The organism is Micromonospora sp. NPDC048839 (genome assembly GCF_040649915.1).
Classification (GTDB): Bacteria; Actinomycetota; Actinomycetes; order Mycobacteriales; family Micromonosporaceae; genus Micromonospora.
Genome location: NZ_JBEZGL010000004.1, coordinates 165,933 through 183,532 on the forward strand (window position 1 = coordinate 165,933; position 17,600 = coordinate 183,532).

Consider the following 17,600-nt stretch of genomic DNA (forward strand, 5'->3'; position numbering starts at 1 on the left):
TTCAGGAGAGCGGAGACCCTGACGGTCGTGGAAGGGGGATTCCGGCCGCGGCGGCGGCGAGTTCGGAGCGGATCACTTCGAGCAGTCGGCCGACCCAGTTGGTGGCTCGTTCGCTACCGATGGACCAGTAGGCGGAGCCGGAGTCGACGTAGACGACGTGGGCGTCGCCGCTGTCGAGCAGGGTCTGTGCCATCTGCGGGTGCTGGGTGTACTTGGCGCGTAGCAGGACGATCATGACGGCCAGCCGCGCCGCAGCCCAGTCGGCGCGGCGGGGTGCCTGCTCAGCTAGCTTTCCGGCGTCGTATCCGCGCGGTGCCGCGGTGATCTGGTCGTGCCAGTGTGGGTCGGACGTCGAGAGCGCCCAGTAGGCGTGTGTGACGCTGGGGTAGCTGGTGGCGCCGACGGTGATCAATGCCGGGTAGTCGTTCTGCAGGACTTCGACGCCGGGTGGATCCGGCCAGCCGCGGGGGTAGACCACCTTGGGGATGGTCAGTGTGGGTTGCACCGGGTGTTCGGGGCCGTCGGCCGGGACTCGTGCGTCCCAGGTCTCGATCGCGATCTCCCGCTCGCGGAAGTACGCGACTGCCTCGGCCCGCCTCTGCTCGGTGACGACCGGTCCGTTCGGCCGACCGTGCAGTGGTGCACCGAGGTCGGTGATCAGGATTCGCAGTGGAACGTCTTTGCGGTCCATATCGCCGAGGGCGTAGACGCGGAGGTGTTCGGGGATTGCCAAGTAGCGCTCACGAACCGCGTGTCGGTTGTCGTCGGTGGGGTTGGCCAGGTAGATCTGCACTGCTTGCAGGCATCGACCGGTGGAGTCGGGTCGACCGTTGAGCCGGTCGATCTCGTCGGAGACCTCGCCGAGAAGCATCTCGGCGCTCATGGCGGAGCTGGGTTCGGTGAACCGCCACCCCGCCAGGTGATGCGCCGATGCCCATGCGCCGTCCTCCAGATTGGTGGCGACGCTGCCGCAGCGCAGTTGTTCCGCCAACCCGTCGAGGTCGGTGAGTCCGCCGGTGCCGCAGTCGATCGCGCCGTCGGCGTAGATGACCAGGTCGGTCAGGAAGTACGTGCCGATGTTGCGGGTGAAGACGTGCCGCCAGGTGCCTTCGACCCGTTGGCCGTCCACATGGCGGTAGGTGCGGCGATATCTGGTCACCGGCGCACCGTAGTCCAACCGATTCTGACCCACCTGCGCATCGGCCGCCCATTACCCGTGCCCCTGCCCGTCGGCGAGCGTCACGCGGAATCGGGGTCGCCGGATCGGCACCGACCGGGCATGATCCTCTACGCACCGAACCGGCGGATCCCCACCCGTGCGACGAGATGCGATACCAGTTCAGCTGGCCCAGCGAGTCTCGGCCGCGCCGCTCAGGAGAACACCGTGCACTGTACGAAATGCGGAGCCGAACTCGGACACCCCGGCCAAGGCCACACGTGCCGGTCCTCCACACCTCCGCCCGCGCTCAGGACCACAGGCTGGAACGTCGCGATCTGGTTCGCGATCGGGTTCGCCATCCTCTTCGCCGTGGCCGCGATCGCCGCGGCCGTCCTTGGTAGCCTCCCGAGCGGCCGGGCACGGCCGTTGCCCCCGTCCGGCACCGGCGCGGCGATCGGCGGCTCCGGCACCGCGGTCGGCTTGGCCCTGGCCAACCTGGTCCTGTTCGCCGCCATCATCGGCCTGGTTGTCAGCGGGCTGATCTGGGGCCGCGGCACCCGCCAGTTCGCCGAGGCGCACGGCTCCTCGGGCCGCTCGTACAGCCGCCACTGGGGCACGCGCGTCTTCTCCGCCTGCATCGTCTCCAGCCTCGCCGTCGCCTGGCTGGCCACCGACCGAACCGCGCCGGCCGTCCTGTTCGGCCAAGCGACCCTGCGTATCCTGGGAGCGGCCGCGTTGATCGGGGGCATGTTGCACAGCCGGGCGCGGGTCCTGCGGCTGATCGCTGAAGTCGACCGAGTCGTCGCCGGCCACTATTCGCCGGTCGCCGGGCAGGACCCGGCGTGGCCGCTGTCGCCCACTCCGACGAGCGAGGACTGGAACGCCGGCCAATGGGACCCCGAGGTGATGCGCGACATCGAAGCCCGCCGCCGCCGCGACAGAACCTGATCTCAAGTTACGGCTGGTCTCCAGTGTGACGACGGTCGAGTACGGCTTGCAGCCGGACTCGACCGAGGGCTGGGTGAGCAAGGAGACGGTGTGATGAGTCGGAACCTGCTACTACTCTTCCTCGCCACGACGATCCCGATCGTCTGCTTCCCCGGTCCTTCTGTCGCGTTCATTGTTACCAACTCCGTGCAGAGGGGCCGCGCCATCGGCCTGGCTTGCGTGCTCGGAGTCGAGATCGGTTATCTGGTACACGTTTTCGGTGCTGTCGTTGGCGTCTCCGCCGTCATAGCGGCGAGCGCCCAGTTGTTCACCATCGTCAAGCTGGCCGGCGCGGCGTGGCTGTTGTGGCTCGCCTGGAAGGCATTCCGCTCCCGCAAGGAGGGGACTCTTGCCCAGACGGGTGACGGTGCCCGCGGAGATCTCAGACCTTTTGCCGCGTTCCGCAGCGGGCTGCTTGTCGGTGCTCTGAACCCGAAGACCGCCGTCTTCTTCCTGGCCTTCCTGCCCCAGTTCGTCTCCGCCGACGCTGCTCCCGTCCCCGTGCAGTTGCTGATCTTTGGGCTGCTGTTCATCGCACTTGCCAGCATTCCTGACACGCTCTGGGCACTGGCCGGCGGATTCCTGCGAACGCTGACACCGAGGCTGCGACTCCGTTCACTCGACCGGGCAGCCGGCGTGGTCTACTGCGTGCTCGCCGCCTTCGCGTTGACTACGACATCGCGTACGTGAGGTTGACTACTGAGCCATTTTCATCCTGCGTGGCGGTTCGCTTTGCCGTGGCGCAGGACGAGGATGGCCTGCACGATCGCGGTGGCGCGGCGGGGGCAGCAGCGCAATTTGGACAGGATCTTCCAGGTCTTGAGCGTGGCAATGGCTCGTTCGCCACGAGCGCGGATCTTCGTGTGGGTCCAGTTGACCGCCTTCTGTCGGCGTGACAGCTTCGGCCGGAAGCGGCGCCTCTTGAACGGCGTGCGCACGCTGCCCTGTGCACCCTGGTAGCCCTTGTCGGCGAAGGTCATGACGGCCTCCGCTCTGGTCAGGGCGTCGATGATGCCGTGGGCGACATAGCGCCAGGCAACGAGGGCGGTGGAGCCGCGCGTATGGTCCGTCGCGTGACGAGTGACGAAGAGCGCGAGCGCCTCGCCGAGCAGCTCGCGGCGTTACCGGTGTACGAGCTCGTTGACGTGATGCGCCGAGTCTTGCCGCGCCACACCGAGGACAACCACGGCATCCGAACCGAGCTGGTCCTGGCTGAGGCGACAGCCTATGAGGACGATCCCGGTCTCGAGGTGGAGCTGGTCGCCTGGCCTGACCGCGACTACTACGACGGTGGGCTCGGGCTTTACCAGGGCCTGTGGGAGAACGGTCACTGCGCGAAGTGCGACATCGAAGTGACATCGAACGCCAAACGCGCCTTCTGCCCCTCCTGCGGCTCCCGGTGCAGCCTGACGTGACCTCCAGGTATCGATCCCGACGTGAAGCGAATGGTCGTCATGCCCGAGAAGATCGTCACACAGAAGGCGCTCTGCTACGTCGTGCGGAATGGGCTGCTGCTCGTCTTCCGGCACACGAACTGCAGCTACGAGGAGGTGGGCGTCCAGGTGCCGGGTGGCACCATCCGTCCCGGTGAGGCTCCGGAGAATGCCGCGCTACGCGAAGCCCGCGAGGAGACCGCGCTCACGGACTTCAGGGTCGTCCGCAAGCTGGGGGAGTCCGAGTACGACATCAGCCCTCATCGGTTCGAGATCCAGCGCCGACACATTTTCCTCATGGAACTCCTCGAGCCCACGCCCCTGCGTTGGTCGAGCCGGGAGGACCACGACGGCACCCAGCCGCCGACTCCGTTCGAGTGCTTCTGGGTGCCGTTGACGGCGGGGCACGTCCACGGTGCGTCAAGCCCAGCCCGCCAACCCCTCAGTGATCAGCGGAATCTGGGCGACGTCCTGGTCTGGGCTCGAAGCCACTCGCGTCGGACAGGCGCCTCGCCTCGGTGACCAGTCGGCTCGACCCGCCGCGCGCGGTGACCTCGGCCAGCCCGGGCACGTCGATCCGGACGCCTGTCGCGCCCGCCGTCTCCGCCGCCAGGGTCAGCAGGTCCGGGGTGCCGCGCGGGGCCTTCGGTGCCGCGAGCAGCGCGGGCAACGCGGCGGCGAGCAGGCGCCAGACGCTGAGCGGGGCACCGAAGGCGGCCGCGTCGCGCAGCGGCTGCACGGCGCGGTTAGGCGTGAGGTCACCGACGGCGGCGAGGGTGCCGAGGTGAGCTCCGACCGTGGGAGCGTCCAGGTCACCGGCGGCGGCCAGCATCAACAGGGCGTCCACGGCCGCGACCCGGTCGGACTCGTGCCGGGCACCCAGGCCGTACGCGAGGGCGAGGTCGACGGCGGGACCGCCGTCGCCGCCGCACTCGGCGAGCAGCGGCAGGATCGCGGCACCGCCGGACAGGTCCTGGTCGGCGCCGCTGGCGATGTCGGGCAGCGCGTACGCCGCGACCAGTCCCCGGTAGCCGGGCAGCACGGCCGGCCAGAGCAGGGCCGCGTCGCCGACGTAGCTGTCGATTGATCCGGCCGGCACGGTGAGCAGGCCGAACGGGTCGTCGACGCCCTCCGGCGCGCTGACCAGCACGTGGGTCCGATGCCGAGGCGGTTCGTCGTACCCCAGGTAGTAGCTCTGTAGGCGCTCCTGTCGGGATAGCGTGACCACCCGCTGGTCCGGGGTCGGCAGGCCGCCGGCGCGCAGCCAGCCGGCGAGCCGGTCACCGGCGGGCGTGCCGAGCGCCGCGGCCCTGGCCGCGACGGGCTCGTCGACCCGCGCGGGCAGCCGCAGCAGGGCCTGCGTCAGGTCCATCTCCCACGCGTCGCGCTGGCCGAGCCGGGCCAGCCGGTCGCACAGCACCTCCGGGTCGAGGGCGCCGTTCGCCGTGGTCGGGGCCGCGAGCAGACCGGGGTGCTGGGGCATGCCGACGCGGTCACCGATCTCGGCCAGCCGGGCGCGTAGCAGCCGGTGCGGCGGGGGTACCCGTGGATCGCGGGACGGTCGTCCACCCGGCGTGCGGCGCCGCATCGCCGTCAGCGTCGCGGTCCACAGTCCCCGCCGTCCGCCCGCCTCGACCGGGTCGGCCGCCGCGTGCAGCACCCCGCCGAGGAGGCCGCACAGGCAGCACGGATCCCACGAGTGTTCCGTCGCGCCAGCGCGGTGCCGCCACAGCACGGGAGTCAGGGCCTCTTTCAGCCGGGCTCGGTCAGCACCGGCGAGCCGGACCACCGCGTCGAGAACCCGTTCCAGACCGGAAGCTGTTTTCGGGCCGCCGAGCAGGGAGGCGACCTCCTCGGCCAGTTCGTCGGGGTCGGCGATGGGCGGTGGCGCGGGCAGTGGGCCGGCCGGTGGTGGCAGGTCGTCGCCCACCGCACCGACCACGACCCGCGGGGCGACCACGTGCCCGTGCCGGGCGGCCAGCGTGCCGGCCCGGTCGCGGATGTCCGCCGCCGGGTGGTCGACAGCTGTCGCGATCACCTCGGCGATCTCCGCCGCCCGGTCGGGGTGCCGGCGGGAGAGCTGGTCCAGCCACGCAAGCTGGGTGCGGACCAGCGCCTTGTCGGGCCGGACGAGCACAGCCCGCGACGTGTCGAGCAGCCCCTCGACCTCCACGCCGTCGAGAGCCCGCAACGTCTTCTGCGCCATGGACGCCACGGGACCGGGGGCGTCGGCGAGCAGGCGCAGGTAGTCGTCGCGATGCCCGTCGACCTCGCCGGCGGTGGGCTCCAGCAGGGCGTGCAGGGTGACGAACGCGCGCAGCGCGGCCGGCCGGTCGCCGCGCAACAGCCGGCTCACGCAACCGTCGAACAGCACCCTCCGGTCCAGGCGGCCCTCGCCGGCCAGTCGTGCCAACGCGCGCGGCAGGGCGAACGTCTCGTCGGTCATGAACTCGTCGAAGGACATCCGCGTCCCGGCGCCGTCGAGCTCAAACAGGCGCGGCACCAGGGCGTCGAGAAACACGTCCGCCCGGAGCCGGTCCACCAGCGGGACCCGCCGCTGCCCCTCCGGCGGCCACTGCATCAGGGCGAGCCACCCCTGCACGAACTGGTCACCGGTGGGTGCCGCCACCTTCTCGGCGGTGAGCAGCTCGGCGACGAATTCCCAACCGTCCGTCGGGTCGTCGCGGCGGAGCCGGTTCGCCAGCCGGTAGGCCAGCTCGGCCAGCCAGGGCACTCCGCGCGTCCGCCCGACCTGGGCCACCAGCGCGGCGTCGGCACCCCGCAGCGACACGTTCTGTCGACCGAGCAGCTCGGCCGCCGCGGCGGCGGTCGGCAGGCACCCGACGGCGGCCACCGCCAGGGCACCCGCCTGATCGTTCCACCACCAGTTGTCGCGCCGCCGGCGCACGTGGGCCACCAGCCCGTCGGCGAACGACCGCCGCCCCTGCTCGTCGAGGTCGGTGACCGCGTCGACGGTCGCGCGAACGTCGCCCTGGACCAGGAACTCGAACGGATCGCTCACGCCCCGACCTCCACCGAAGCGCCCACCATCGACGTGGCGAGCGCGTGCTTGCACGGCCCGCGCTGACCGCGGTGCCGCGCCCACCAGGGACAGGAGCAGGTGTACGAGTGGTCCGCCCGGCGGCGCACCCGGTAGACCTCGTCGCCGTGGCGTACGGTCGCCGCCTCGCCGTCCAGGGTGACCGCGCCCGCCTCGACCAGTGCCCGCGCCGCGACCAGCCGAGGATTGTCCCGCTCGGCCCGGCCGGCGTCGTACGGCAGCACCCGGTGGAAGTAGCCCGCCTCGGTCACGTCGAAGCCGACCCGTCCGGCGGTGCCCAGGTGGGCCAGGGCGGCCCGGACCCGGTCCGCCGAGATCCCCGCCGAGGCGGCCAACGCGTGGACATCGATCGTCGGGTCCCAGGACAGCAGTGCGGCGACCAGCGCGGCGTCGTCGGCGACGTCATCCGTGGCGAGCGCGGTCAGCGCACCGCCCTCGCCGGAGAAACCCCGGTAGGGCTCCGGCGACAGGGTCAGCGACAGCCGCAGCGCGCCGGTGTCGAGCTGCCACACACTCGGCAACGGCGGCGACCCGGCCGCCGCCGGTGGCCCGTACACCCGCAGGCTCTTCGCGTGCCGGAGCAGCCCCCGCAGCGTGGCGAGCCGCCCGGCGCCGGCCAGGCACACCGCGCCGGGCACCGGTCGTGCGGTCAGCCGCAGCGAGCGCCCGGCCGGCACCACCCAGAGCACCGACCGGTCGTTGCCCGCTGGCAGCCGACGCAGGAAGGCCGACGCCTCCGCCGCGGCAATCTCCGCCCGCGGTTGCATGGCCGCGGCGATCAGATGGACCTCGGCGAACCCCCGCAGCCAACGCCCGGGTAGCGGCACTTTCTTCTCCACCACCGCCCCGTCGAGGGTGGACACCGTCAGGTCGTCCGGCCCCACCGACAGGTGCAGGGGGTCGATGCCGCCCACCCGGGCCAGCGCCTCCCGCAGCGGCGCGTTCACGTCGACGTTCGTGGTGCCGTGCTCGACGATGTCACCGTCGAACCCGGCCGGTACGACGTCCAGCCGCGCGTACACCCCGCAGCAGCCGGAGAACGACTCGAAGCGCATCCGGTCCCGGCTGCCGGTGACCACGGGATCGAGGCTCGCCGGGCTGACCGGCTGGTGGTATCGGGTCCGGGCGACCTCGGCGACCGCCAGGAGCCCGGCGGCCGCCGCCTGCGGAGTCGTCAGGAAACCCGAGAAGAACCGCGGGTTCGTCGCCGGTCCGCCGCTTGTCTGCAGCGCCAGGTCGCCGCGGTGCAGTGTGGACGGTCGGAGGTAGCGGTAGGTCTGGAGGGCGCTCACGACTGCAGAACCTACGACCGACCCCCGACATCCTGCGAGGGAGGCCAGTCCGCCAGCCGCACGGCCGGTATGGTCGGGGCGTGTCTGCGATGGCCGGTGTGCCCCGTCCTGTCGTGGCGCTCGTCGCGGTGCTTGGCGCTGCCGCCTGTGACGGCGCCCCGGCTCCGGTGGCGGTGCCAACCACAGGTGCGACCACGGCCAGCGCTGCCGCCAGCATGCCCACCGCCTCGGCCGGCCCGGTCTTCCGCGCCCAGGATCTGGACCTGTGCAAGCGTACTGATCTTCGACCGTTGGCGGAGCTGTCCCTGACGGTTGCCCGCACCGATCCGAAGCCACCGCTGGGGCACCCGGGGGCGGCGTGTCTGTTCGAGATGCGGACCAGGACCGGCCACCAGGCGAACCTGCGGGTGGAGGCGTCCACGCTGGTCAGCGCGGAGGAGGCTGGGCGGCTCTACCGGGCGACGCAGCAGGTGACGGTCATGACCCCGGCCGGCGGCATCCCCGGTCTGGGCGATGAGGCCGAGGCCTTCACCAGGCGCTCCGATCCGGGTTTCAAGTACGCCGAGTACATGGTCCACGCCCGCACGGGCAACCTGGTGGTGAAGGTCTGGTTCTCCATCGGGGGTGCTTCGTACGCCGCGACTGAGACGCTCAGGTCGAAGGCGCTGACGTTCCTCCGGGCGACGCAGGCGGCCGTACCCATCGTGTGACGCAACCGTCGGGTACTCCTGCCGGCGGCGTTCGGCGGGCATCGGCCGGCCGACCGGCACACGATACTGAGCGGGTGCGCGAAGACGACGTGTTGCGGGGTGTCGCCGCTCGCGTGGCAGCTGGCGACTACAGCGATGACGTGTTGATCCGCCCCGGCGACCTGGACGCGAACGGCAATTGGACGCTGAGTCCCGCGCCCGAGGGCACCCGGTGGCTGGTGGTACGCGGGTCGCAGGAGCACCTCGCGGCGCTGGCGGCGGACGCCGTCGACCCGTTGCCGCCGCTCGAACCGGCCTCTGTGCAGGCCGTCGACGACGCTGAACGGGTGCTGGGGCAACCGCTGCCGCCGCTGCTTCGACGCATCTACCTGGAGGTCGCCAACGGCGGCTTCGGTCCGGTGCTGGGCGTTGCTGGCGGTTGCACGGACGATCTCGGTCGTACCGCGATCGATCTGCTCAGCCCTCGCCAACCCGCCGGCCTGCTGCCGATCGGCTACTGGGGATGTGCGATCTACTCGTACGTCGACTGCCTGGGTCGGGGAGCGACGATGTGGGGCTTCGACCCGAACTCCGGCCTTGGCGACCACTCGTTCTACGCGGAGGGGATGTCTCTCGTGGACTGGCTCGACGGGTGGCTCCGCGGAAGCCTCGAACAGCCGCACCTGGCACCCGATCCGGCGAGCGGGTGACCGGCGGCCCGGTCGCGATGGTCTGGTCGATCGCATGTCGCTGGTGACCATCGCGACGCGGCCGCCGAGGCGCAGAGGTGCCCAGGACCGTCGCTACAGGCCCAGGCTGCGCAGGGTCGGTACGGTCTGGCCCACCCAGGCGAGGGCGGCGTCTTCGCGGGCGCCCTGGGTGCGTTGCGTGCCGGCCAGGAACCACAGGAAGTAGGTGGTGTAGCCGGGTGCGCTGACCACGGTGTGGTAGCCCTCGGGCATCATCTGCATCACGTGGTCGCGGATGGTGACGTTCTCCTCGTACCCCTCGTCGGTGTAGACCCGGCTGATACCGAATCCGTCCGCCGGGTTGACGCGGTAGTAGTACATCTCCTCGTGTGCGGCCTCGGCGGGCAGGTCGTCGACCTTGTGCCGATGTGGCGGGTAGGTGCTCCAGTTGCCCGAGGGCGTGTAGGTCTCGCCGACGATGAGCCGGCGGGCGGGCAGTTCCGGTTGGGCGATCTCGGTGAGGATCTGGTGGTAGGTGCGGCCGAAGTTGGCCGCTCCCCAACGGCCGGTCGCGACCTGCTCCGGCGCGATGACGTAGGGCTCGGTGGCCAGGTCGCTGGGGGCGCTGGGCAGGGCGATCTCCACGTCGGTCACGGCCTCGACGGTGACCGAGGAGCCGGCCGGCAGGTAGACGGAGTGCGGCTTGCCGGAGAACACGTCCGCACGACTGCCGACCTGTGGGAAGTGGTGGCCGCCGACGGTGAAGGTGGCGGTGCCACCGAGGATGACCGCCAGGATCTCCCGGTCACCGGACTCGCCGGTCCAGGACTCCCCGGCCGACAGCCGCAGCAGAGTGAAGTCCAGCAGCTGACAGGGATTGACGGGCAGCGTGTTCCGGCCCTCGGCGGCGGGAATGGTGCAGTGGTAGCGGTAGTTCATGGTCACCTTTCGGGATGCGGGGCGGTGCGGGTCGGTCGCGGTGGTCACCAGGGGGCGATGGTCACCAGGGGCTGGTCCAGCCGGCGATGGTGGCGCGGGTGAGGGCTTCCAGGTAGAAGTAGTCGCCCCACAGGGTTCCCTCGTCGACGCCGACGTCCTTGGGTTTGTCGTAGACGCCGTGCAGGAGCAGCGCGTTCGAGCCCGGCTGGCCGCCGGTGGAGTAGTTGTCGATGAGTGAGCGCAGGATCTCGGCGGCGGCCGCCCGGTACCGGCCGGCGCTGGCCGGGTCGGTGAGGTTGTCGGCGAGTTCGAGCAGGCCGCAGACGGCGATGGCCGCGGCCGAGCTGTCCCGCTCCTGGCCGCTGCCGTCGCCGAACTCCAGGTCCCAGTACGCGACGTGGTCGTCGGGCAGGTGGGCCAGGAAACGGTCGGCGCAGGTCATCGCGGCGGCGAGCAGCGCGGGATCGCCGAGGTGCCGGTGGTTGAGGCTGAACCCGTAGATGCCCCAGGCCTGCCCGCGAGCCCAGCAGGAGTGGTCGGCGTGACCCTGCTCGGTTTCGCCGCGCAGCGGGGCGCCGCTGTCGGTGTCCCAGTAGAAGGTGTGGAAGGTGGTGCCGTCCGGACGCAGGATGTGCTGGCGCAGTTGCGCGGTGTGCCGGCGGGCCGCGTCGGCGTAGCGGTCGTCGCCGGTGGTCTGGCTGGCCCAGAAGAGCAGCGGCGTGTTCATGAGGCTGTCGATGATGGTGCGGCCCCGCTGGCGGGGGTCGTTCAGGTCGCCCCAGGCCTGGATGATTCCGGCGGGTTCGAGGACGCGCGTCATCAGGTGGTCGGCGGCGGCGAGAGCCGCGCCGCGGGCCCGCGGATCGTCGGTACGGCGGGCCGGGGTGACGCAGGAGAGGGTGTAGAGGAACCCGAGGTCGTGGGTGTCCAGGTCGATGCCGCGGTCCACCCGATCCGCGAAGCTGTCCACATGGGACAGCGCGGCCCGCAGGTGGCGGTCGTCACCGGTCAGGTCGTGTGCCAGCCAGAGCTGCCCGGGCCAGAAACTGGTGGTCCAGCCGACGTTGGCGCCCTCGGGTTGGCCGGCGCTCGCCGGCCGCAGCGGGTAGCGGTTGGCGTCGGTGGTGTCCGCGGGGTACCGGTCGCCGAAGGTGGCGATGTTCGCGTCGACGGTGCGGATCGCGGCGGCCACCGCGGCCGCCGTGGCCTCTGCGTCGGAGCTGGGACGGACGTCGGTCGCCGTCATGGATGCTGTTCTCCCTCGTGGATCCGGTCCGGTGCCGGGCGGGTGTGCCAGCGGCGTCCCGGCCCGGTGGCAGGAACGTGGTGGTCAGATGCGTTGAGGTTCGACGGTCGGTGGGTCGAGGGCGGCGCGCAGCGTGAAGCGGCTGTTCGCCCAGACGACGTAGAGCAGCGGCGCGGCGGCGAGGCCGAGCGCGATCGCGGGGCGGGCCGCCAGAAGCTGGGCCAGCAGCACGAGCACGAGCAGGGACACGGCGGTGAGGTACCACCGACGAACCGCCAGGTACACGCAGGTACGGGCCACCTCGCGCAACCGCGCGGTGGGCCGGTCGGCGAGGGCCACCAACCCGAGCAGCGCGGTCGCGACGGTGAGGACGATCAGGGTCGCCAGCACCGGCAGGGCAAGCGCTCCGACCCGGTGGCCCCACGCGGCGCGGGCGTCGACGGCGAGCACCACCAGGGCAGTCATGGCCGCCGCCGTCCAGAGCATCGCCGGCCGGGCGGTGGCTCGCCAGGCACGGCCGTAGGTGCGCAGCACGCCGCCGGTGTCGCCGGCCGAGTAGGCGGACATGACCGCGAAGGCCGCACAGAGCCCGGGCGCGCAGAGCGGAGCGGTCAGCGCGTACAGCGGCCAGGACCGCGCCGCGTCGGTGGTGAACGCGAGCGTCACCAGTGGCAGGCAACCGAGCACCAGCAGCACGTTGGTGGCGAGCGCGGCGTAGATCCCGTCGAAGACGGCGGTCATGGTGTGGTGGCGCGAACGCATGGGCCTCAACCCTTCAGTCCGGTCGAGGCGACGCCCTCGATGAAGTAGCGCTGGCCGAGCAGGAAGATGACAGCGACGGGCAGCACGGACAGCACCGAGCCCGTCATGATCAGCGCGTACTCGGCGTTGTACTGGGAGATGAAGGTGTTCAGCCCCAACTGGATGGTGCGCAGCTCCGGACTGCGCAGGTAGACGAGCGGACCGAGGTAGTCGTTCCAGGTGGTCGTGAACATCAGCAGGGCCAGACTGGCAAGCGCCGGCCGGGACAACGGCAGAATGATCCGTCGGTAGATGCCGTACTCGCTGAGCCCGTCGACCCGCGCCGCCTCGCTGAGTTCCTCGGGGATCGTCTCGTAGAACTGCTTCATCAGGAACACGCCGATCGCGCCGAACGCCTGTATCGCCACGATCGACCACAGCGTGTTCGACAGGTGCAGCTTCGACATGAGGATGAACTGCGGGATCATGTACGACTGCCAGGGCACCGCGATCGTCCCGACGTACGCCAGGAAGAGCAGGTTGCGGCCGGGGAAGCGGACCCGGGCGAAGCCGTAGGCCGCGAAGCTGCCGGTGAACACCTGCAGGAAGGTGACGATCACCGACAGCAGCAGGGTGTTCCACAGCCACGTCGTCATGTCCGAGCGCTGCCAGATGTCGACGTAGTTTCGCCACACCACCGGATCGGGGAGCCAGGTGATCGGGATGGTGAAGACGTCGTTGTTGGTCTTCAACGACGCCACCACCATCCAGAAGAACGGCAGCAGCAGCCCGGCCGCCGCGAGCACGAGGGCGGCGTACCCGAGGATCCGCCCGCCCACGGACCGGACCGGTCGACGGGGCGCGCGATTGCCGGGCGCGGCGACGGCCGGGGTGGGCAGGGAGAGGTCGGTCGCGGTCATCAGCTGTTCCTCCGCTTGTTGACCATGAACTGGATGACCGTGATGCCGAAGCAGATGGCGAACAGGACGATGGAGACCGCCGAGGCGTAGCCGAACTGGTTCTCCTCGAAGCCCTTCTGGTAGATGTACTGCGAGAGCACAAGCGTCGACTGGCCCGGTCCGCCGCCGGTCATCACGAGGATGAGGTCGAAGACCTTGAAGCTTTCGATGGTGAGCAGCACCGTGACGAAGAAGGTCGTGGTTCGTAGCCCGGGGAGGGTCACGTGCACGAACCGCTGCCACGGTGAGGCGCCGTCGGTCTCGGCCGCCTCGTAGAGCTGGGCCGGGATGGTCTGCAGGCCGGCCAGGAACAGCAGCATGTAGTAGCCCATGTACCGCCAGGTGCCGACGATGATGACCGCCGGCATCGACCAGGTCGCCGACGCGGTCCAGCCCGGCGGATCGTCCACCCCGACGGCGCCGAGAAGAGCGTTGATCGGGCCGTACTCCGGGCTGAACAGCTGGTTCCAGACCACCGCGATCGCCACGATCGAGGTGATGTAGGGGAAGAAGGCGATGGTCCGGAAGAACCGTACGCCGCGCAGTTTGCGGTTGAGCAGCAGCGCCAGCCCGAGTGCTGCCGCGAGCGTCAGCGGGATGTGGAAGACGGCGTAGTAGACGGTGTTGCGCAGTGCCGTCCAGAAGCTCGAGTCGTCCCACATCCGCCGGAAGTTGGCGGTGCCGGTCCACTCGGCCACCCCGAAGACGTTCCAGTTGGTGAAGGCCACGTAGAACAGCACGACGACGGGTAGCAGGGTAAGCGCGGCGAAGCCGAGGAAGTTGGGAAGGATGAACGACCAGCCGGCGACCGTGTTGCGCGACACCAGCCGCCGGTTCCTGGGTCTCGTGCGCGGCAATGTTGCCATAGGGAGTCTCCGGAAGCGTTCGGCCTGGGGGCGGGACCGGCGTGCGGCAAAGGCGCGCCGGTCCCGCCATCAGCTCACTGGTTGAGGACTTCGTTCTTGGCGCGGTCCTGCGCCTTGCTCAGCTCCGCGTCGACGCCCTTGCTGTCGGAGAGGATCGCCGAGTGCGTCTCGTTGAGGAGGTTCTGCAGGCCGGCGGTGTGCTTCGACACGGGGTTCTCCGGCTTGATGGTGTGCTTGGCGTAGGCGAACTTCGACAGCTCGTCCTGCGGTACGCCGTCCAGCCCGAACAGCGTCGCGGTGACCGCGTCGGTGACCTGGGCCGGGGTGATGCCGATCCCGGTCAGCGCCTTGCCGGCATCCGGGCCGGCCGCGTACTTGAGGAAGTCCTTGGCCGCGGCGGTCTTGGCCTTGCTGATCTTCGGGTTGATCCCCAGGCCGGTCGGATCACCGAAGGTGACAGGCGTGGCGGAGGTGCCGGTGGTGGACTTGTCGAACTGCGGCGCCGGCGCCATGCCCCACTGGAACTTGTCGGCGTCACCGCTCTTGCGCTGGTTGAGCAGCGTGGCCACGTACCAGGTGCCCATCAGCAGCATCGCCGACTGCTGCTTGCCGAACTGCGCCTGGTAGGTGAGCTTGTTGGTCTTCGCGGTGCCGAAGGTCGGCTGCGCGCCGGCCGCCTGCAGGTCCAGTGACTTTTCGTAGTACGGCTTCAGGAAGCCGAAGTTCCCGGAGAGCAGGTCCGCGTTGGGGGTCTGCGCGAGCGCGAATCCCTGCACCGTCGACTGGAAGGTGTGCTGGTAGGCGCCCGTCGCGTTCGAGCCGGCCCCCTTCAGCCCGGTGTGCAGTCGCTTCGCCGCGTCGGTGTAGTCGTCCCAGGTCCAACTGCCGTCCGGGGGCGTCACCTTCGCCTTCGCGAACAGGTCCTTGTTGTAGAACAACACCCACGAGTCCTGCCGGTACGGCACCGCGTACGCCTTGCCGTCCACCTGGTACGACGCGAGCCCGGGGACCGAGGCGAGACCGGAGGCGGCGTCGGAGACGTCGAGCAGCTGACCACCGCTCTGGTACGTGTAGAAGTTCTTGAGGTTCTTCATCACGTAGACGTCCGGGGCGGTGCCGGCGGCCAGGTCCGTGATCATCTGGGTGTCGTAGTCGTTGCCCGGGGCGTACTCCTTGAGCTCCACCGTCACGTTCGGGTGGGTCGCCTTGAAGCCGTCGGCGAGCGTCTTGAACTCGGGTGTGGACGCCAGGCTCCAGCCGGCCAGGGTGATCGTCACAGGGGCGTTGGGGTCGACTGGCTCGTCTCCGCCCCCGCAGCCGGCGAGTACGAGCGTCAGGGCCGTCGCAGCGCTGATGACGGCCGGTATCGCACGCTTCATCCCTTTCTCCTTCAGGTCAAGGGCCCGGATGGGCCCGCACTGCTACCAGGCCGCTTGGGTGGGCCTGGGATGTTCCGTGTCCAGACGGGTCGACGTGCTGATCCCGTCGGGCCAGTCGACCGCCAGGTGGAGGCGGTGGCCGTCCTCGTCGATCACGGCCTGGCATGCCTGCCCGGCCGTGGCCACCGGCACCCTGGACAACTCGGTGAAGGTGGCGACCCACGCGCCCGGCCGGACGGGGTGGTCCAGCCAGGGCACGACCAGCCCACCGGCCAGGGGTCCGCCGTCGGGGACGGCGGTGGCGCCGGCCGTTCCTCCGCCGTGCACGCTCTCGAGCAGGCTGGTCAGGCCGGCGCCGGTCACGGTCGCCACCCCGCCGCTGAGGTCGGTCGTCGCATTCCCGGCGACGGCCCAGCCGCCGATGCGCAGCCGCAGCGCAGCGGCGTCGACGCCGTGGACGAGGTCGTCGACGCGGGTCAGACGCAGCTCCCAGGGGCCTCGGACCAGCGAGTACACCGTGAGGTGCCCGGCCGGTCGGTGACGGCCCACGCGGCCGCCGCCGTGATCGCGCTGACCCGGCTCCGGGTCGACCCAGTGGGCGAGGGCACGTGACCCGGCCACACCCACGCCGTCGGTGTCGACGTGGACGGTCAGCAGGCGCATGCCGGCGCGGTGGGTGACCCGACCCGCGTCGTCGACGAGCGTGACGGACTGGTCGAGCGGGCTGGCCCAGCCGCTGTCGTCGACGACGGGAGTGGTGGCGGTGGAGTAGCCCAGTCGGGCGTAGAGCGGGGAATCCGAGACGGTGGCGCCCTCGACGGCGTGGTCGGTGCCGTGGTTGACGACGCGGACGATGCCGTCGGTACGGGTGCTGGAGACCAGCCAGCCGGGCGCGTGTATCGCCCGTACCGCGTCGCGCTCCTGCACCGGCAGCGGCTCCTCGGGGGCCGTCCACACCGGATGGTCCGCGGGTAGCGCGATGCCGAGCAGGCCCTTGCTGGCCCAGTACGGCGAGCCCGGCCCGGAGTACGACTGTGCCAGTCGCGGCCACGGCCCGTGCCAGCCGAGGGTGAGCAGGCCGCGTTCGTCCAGGGCGTCGTTGGCGACGAAGTGGCGCACGATGCGGGTGGCCGCGCCGCGCAGCCGGCCGAGGCTGACCGAGGGCACGCCGGCGATGGCGCCGACCCAGAACGGCGCCGCCGCGGCGAAGCGGTAGATCAGGCTTCGCCCCTGGATCAACGGTGACCCGTCGGCGCCCACGAGCGTGACCGCGTCGCTCAGGAAGCGGTCGAGGCCGGCCAGGTCCCGTTCGCGGCGCTGCTCGGCCAGGTCGGCGGCGCCGGCCATCCGGGACCACAGCGTCGGGTAGAGGTGCAGGGCCCAGCCCACGTAGTGGTCGTAGGCGCGGTCCGGCCCGTCGGACATCCAGCCGTCGCCGCGGACGAAGCTGTCGTGTGTGGTCAGGTCCTCGTTCATCTCGTCGAGCGAGTGCGGCCCGCCCACCGACCGCAGGAACGTCTGGACGACCAGCCGGAACCAGACCCAGTTGATCCGGGGGTACGTGTCGTCGCCGACCGCCGGGCGTAGGTAGTCCACCACCCGCTCCCGCACCGCCGACGGCAGCCGGTCCCAGATCCACGGGCGGGTCAGGTCCAGGACCAGCGCGATGGAGGCGGCCTCCACCTTGGCCTGGGGGTGCTCGTCCAGGCGTACCCAGCGGTCCGGAGAGCGCGGGTCGGTGCCGGCGGTGATGCCGGCCGTGTACCGGTCCACGAGGTCGTCCACGCCCACTCCCTGGGCGCCGGCGATGCGGAAGCCGGCCAGCAGGAAGGTGCGGGCGAAGCCCTCCAGGCCGTCGACGGCCCGTCCGTAACCGCCCTCCGGCCCGGGAAACGTGACGAGGGCGTGGCCGGGCGACGCGAACGGCCGGGTGGCGGCCAGCATCCGGTCGGCGAGGGTCAGCCAGTCATCCCGGCGCCAGGTCGCGGCGAGCGCGGGATCCGAGTGGGTCCCCGGTGCCGGCCGGCCGGTCGTCCCGAACGTCATCCGAGGTCCTGTCGCATCGATCCGTCTCCGTGGAAGGTGCCGAGCGGGGCGTACGCCTAATGTGACGCGCAGGCATCCGCTGGGTTTCCGAAGTAAAACGCTCACAACAGAGCA

Annotated in this window: 16 protein-coding genes and 1 pseudogene; 6 read left to right on the forward strand and 11 right to left on the reverse strand. The window is 70.7% G+C overall.

Annotated elements, in window-relative coordinates; all coding sequences use genetic code 11:
* Window position 1: 1 nt before the first annotated feature.
* Window positions 2-1,159 (reverse strand): NADAR family protein, encoded by a 1,158-nt coding sequence (locus tag AB0C25_RS09590; protein WP_357371341.1) that lies wholly within the window; start codon window positions 1,157-1,159, stop codon window positions 2-4.
* A gap of 369 nt (window positions 1,160-1,528) precedes the next feature.
* Between AB0C25_RS09590 and AB0C25_RS09595 the strand changes: the two genes are divergently transcribed.
* On the forward strand, window positions 1,529-2,107 hold the full coding sequence (locus tag AB0C25_RS09595) for a hypothetical protein (protein WP_357371343.1): 579 nt from the start codon (window positions 1,529-1,531) through the stop codon (window positions 2,105-2,107).
* Between the two features lie 93 nt (window positions 2,108-2,200).
* A complete protein-coding gene (locus AB0C25_RS09600; RefSeq protein WP_357371345.1) occupies window positions 2,201-2,836 on the forward strand; it encodes a LysE family translocator in 636 nt (211 codons plus the stop codon).
* Window positions 2,837-2,856: 20 nt separating this feature from the next.
* On the opposite strand, the pseudogene AB0C25_RS09605 reads toward AB0C25_RS09600, so the two are convergent.
* Window positions 2,857-3,165 (reverse strand): annotated as a pseudogene (locus AB0C25_RS09605) (transposase family protein); the annotation flags it as partial.
* 54 nt (window positions 3,166-3,219) lie between these two features.
* Between AB0C25_RS09605 and AB0C25_RS09610 the strand changes: the two are divergent.
* Together AB0C25_RS09610 and AB0C25_RS09615 are read left to right on the forward strand one after the other, a co-directional pair.
* Window positions 3,220-3,561 (forward strand): hypothetical protein, encoded by a 342-nt coding sequence (locus tag AB0C25_RS09610; RefSeq protein ID WP_357371347.1) that lies wholly within the window; start codon window positions 3,220-3,222, stop codon window positions 3,559-3,561.
* 39 nt (window positions 3,562-3,600) lie between these two features.
* Window positions 3,601-4,101 carry an NUDIX domain-containing protein gene (locus AB0C25_RS09615; RefSeq protein ID WP_357371985.1) on the forward strand — a complete coding sequence of 167 codons (501 nt, stop codon included), beginning with the start codon at window positions 3,601-3,603 and terminating at the stop codon, window positions 4,099-4,101.
* On the opposite strand, the gene AB0C25_RS09620 is transcribed toward AB0C25_RS09615, so the two are convergent.
* Together AB0C25_RS09620 and AB0C25_RS09625 are read right to left on the reverse strand one after the other, a co-directional pair.
* Window positions 4,022-6,601: a DUF6493 family protein gene (locus AB0C25_RS09620; protein ID WP_357371349.1), complete on the reverse strand. Its 2,580-nt coding sequence runs from the start codon at window positions 6,599-6,601 to the stop codon at window positions 4,022-4,024. The genes AB0C25_RS09615 and AB0C25_RS09620 overlap by 80 nt on opposite strands.
* The gene (locus AB0C25_RS09625; RefSeq protein WP_357371351.1) at window positions 6,598-7,932 is read right to left on the reverse strand and encodes an SWIM zinc finger family protein; all 1,335 of its coding nucleotides are present in this window, start codon (window positions 7,930-7,932) and stop codon (window positions 6,598-6,600) included. Before AB0C25_RS09625 ends, AB0C25_RS09620 begins: the two co-directional genes overlap by 4 nt.
* Window positions 7,933-8,021: 89 nt before the next feature.
* Between AB0C25_RS09625 and AB0C25_RS09630 the strand changes: the two genes are divergently transcribed.
* The gene (locus AB0C25_RS09630; RefSeq protein ID WP_357371987.1) at window positions 8,022-8,642 is read left to right on the forward strand and encodes a hypothetical protein; all 621 of its coding nucleotides are present in this window, start codon (window positions 8,022-8,024) and stop codon (window positions 8,640-8,642) included.
* Between the two features lie 74 nt (window positions 8,643-8,716).
* Window positions 8,717-9,331 carry a hypothetical protein gene (locus AB0C25_RS09635; protein ID WP_357371353.1) on the forward strand — a complete coding sequence of 205 codons (615 nt, stop codon included), beginning with the start codon at window positions 8,717-8,719 and terminating at the stop codon, window positions 9,329-9,331.
* 93 nt (window positions 9,332-9,424) lie between these two features.
* On the opposite strand, the gene iolB is transcribed toward AB0C25_RS09635, so the two are convergent.
* From iolB to AB0C25_RS09670, 7 genes are all read right to left on the reverse strand, one after another.
* Entirely contained in the window at window positions 9,425-10,297 is an 873-nt protein-coding gene (gene iolB, locus AB0C25_RS09640) for a 5-deoxy-glucuronate isomerase (RefSeq protein WP_357371356.1), read from the reverse strand.
* 13 nt (window positions 10,298-10,310) lie between these two features.
* Window positions 10,311-11,495, reverse strand: coding sequence for a glycoside hydrolase family 88 protein (locus AB0C25_RS09645; RefSeq protein ID WP_357371358.1), 1,185 nt, complete (start codon window positions 11,493-11,495; stop codon window positions 10,311-10,313).
* A gap of 84 nt (window positions 11,496-11,579) precedes the next feature.
* A complete protein-coding gene (locus tag AB0C25_RS09650; RefSeq protein ID WP_357371359.1) occupies window positions 11,580-12,257 on the reverse strand; it encodes a hypothetical protein in 678 nt (225 codons plus the stop codon).
* 5 nt (window positions 12,258-12,262) lie between these two features.
* Window positions 12,263-13,156 carry a carbohydrate ABC transporter permease gene (locus AB0C25_RS09655; protein ID WP_357371361.1) on the reverse strand — a complete coding sequence of 298 codons (894 nt, stop codon included), beginning with the start codon at window positions 13,154-13,156 and terminating at the stop codon, window positions 12,263-12,265.
* Window positions 13,156-14,019 carry a sugar ABC transporter permease gene (locus tag AB0C25_RS09660; RefSeq protein ID WP_357371363.1) on the reverse strand — a complete coding sequence of 288 codons (864 nt, stop codon included), beginning with the start codon at window positions 14,017-14,019 and terminating at the stop codon, window positions 13,156-13,158. The genes AB0C25_RS09655 and AB0C25_RS09660 overlap by 1 nt, the downstream gene beginning before the upstream one ends.
* Window positions 14,020-14,135: 116 nt before the next feature.
* Window positions 14,136-15,440 (reverse strand): extracellular solute-binding protein, encoded by a 1,305-nt coding sequence (locus tag AB0C25_RS09665; RefSeq protein ID WP_357371365.1) that lies wholly within the window; start codon window positions 15,438-15,440, stop codon window positions 14,136-14,138.
* A 42-nt stretch (window positions 15,441-15,482) separates the two neighbouring features.
* Window positions 15,483-17,486, reverse strand: coding sequence for a DUF2264 domain-containing protein (locus tag AB0C25_RS09670; RefSeq protein WP_357371367.1), 2,004 nt, complete (start codon window positions 17,484-17,486; stop codon window positions 15,483-15,485).
* Between the last annotated feature and the right edge of the window lie 114 nt (window positions 17,487-17,600).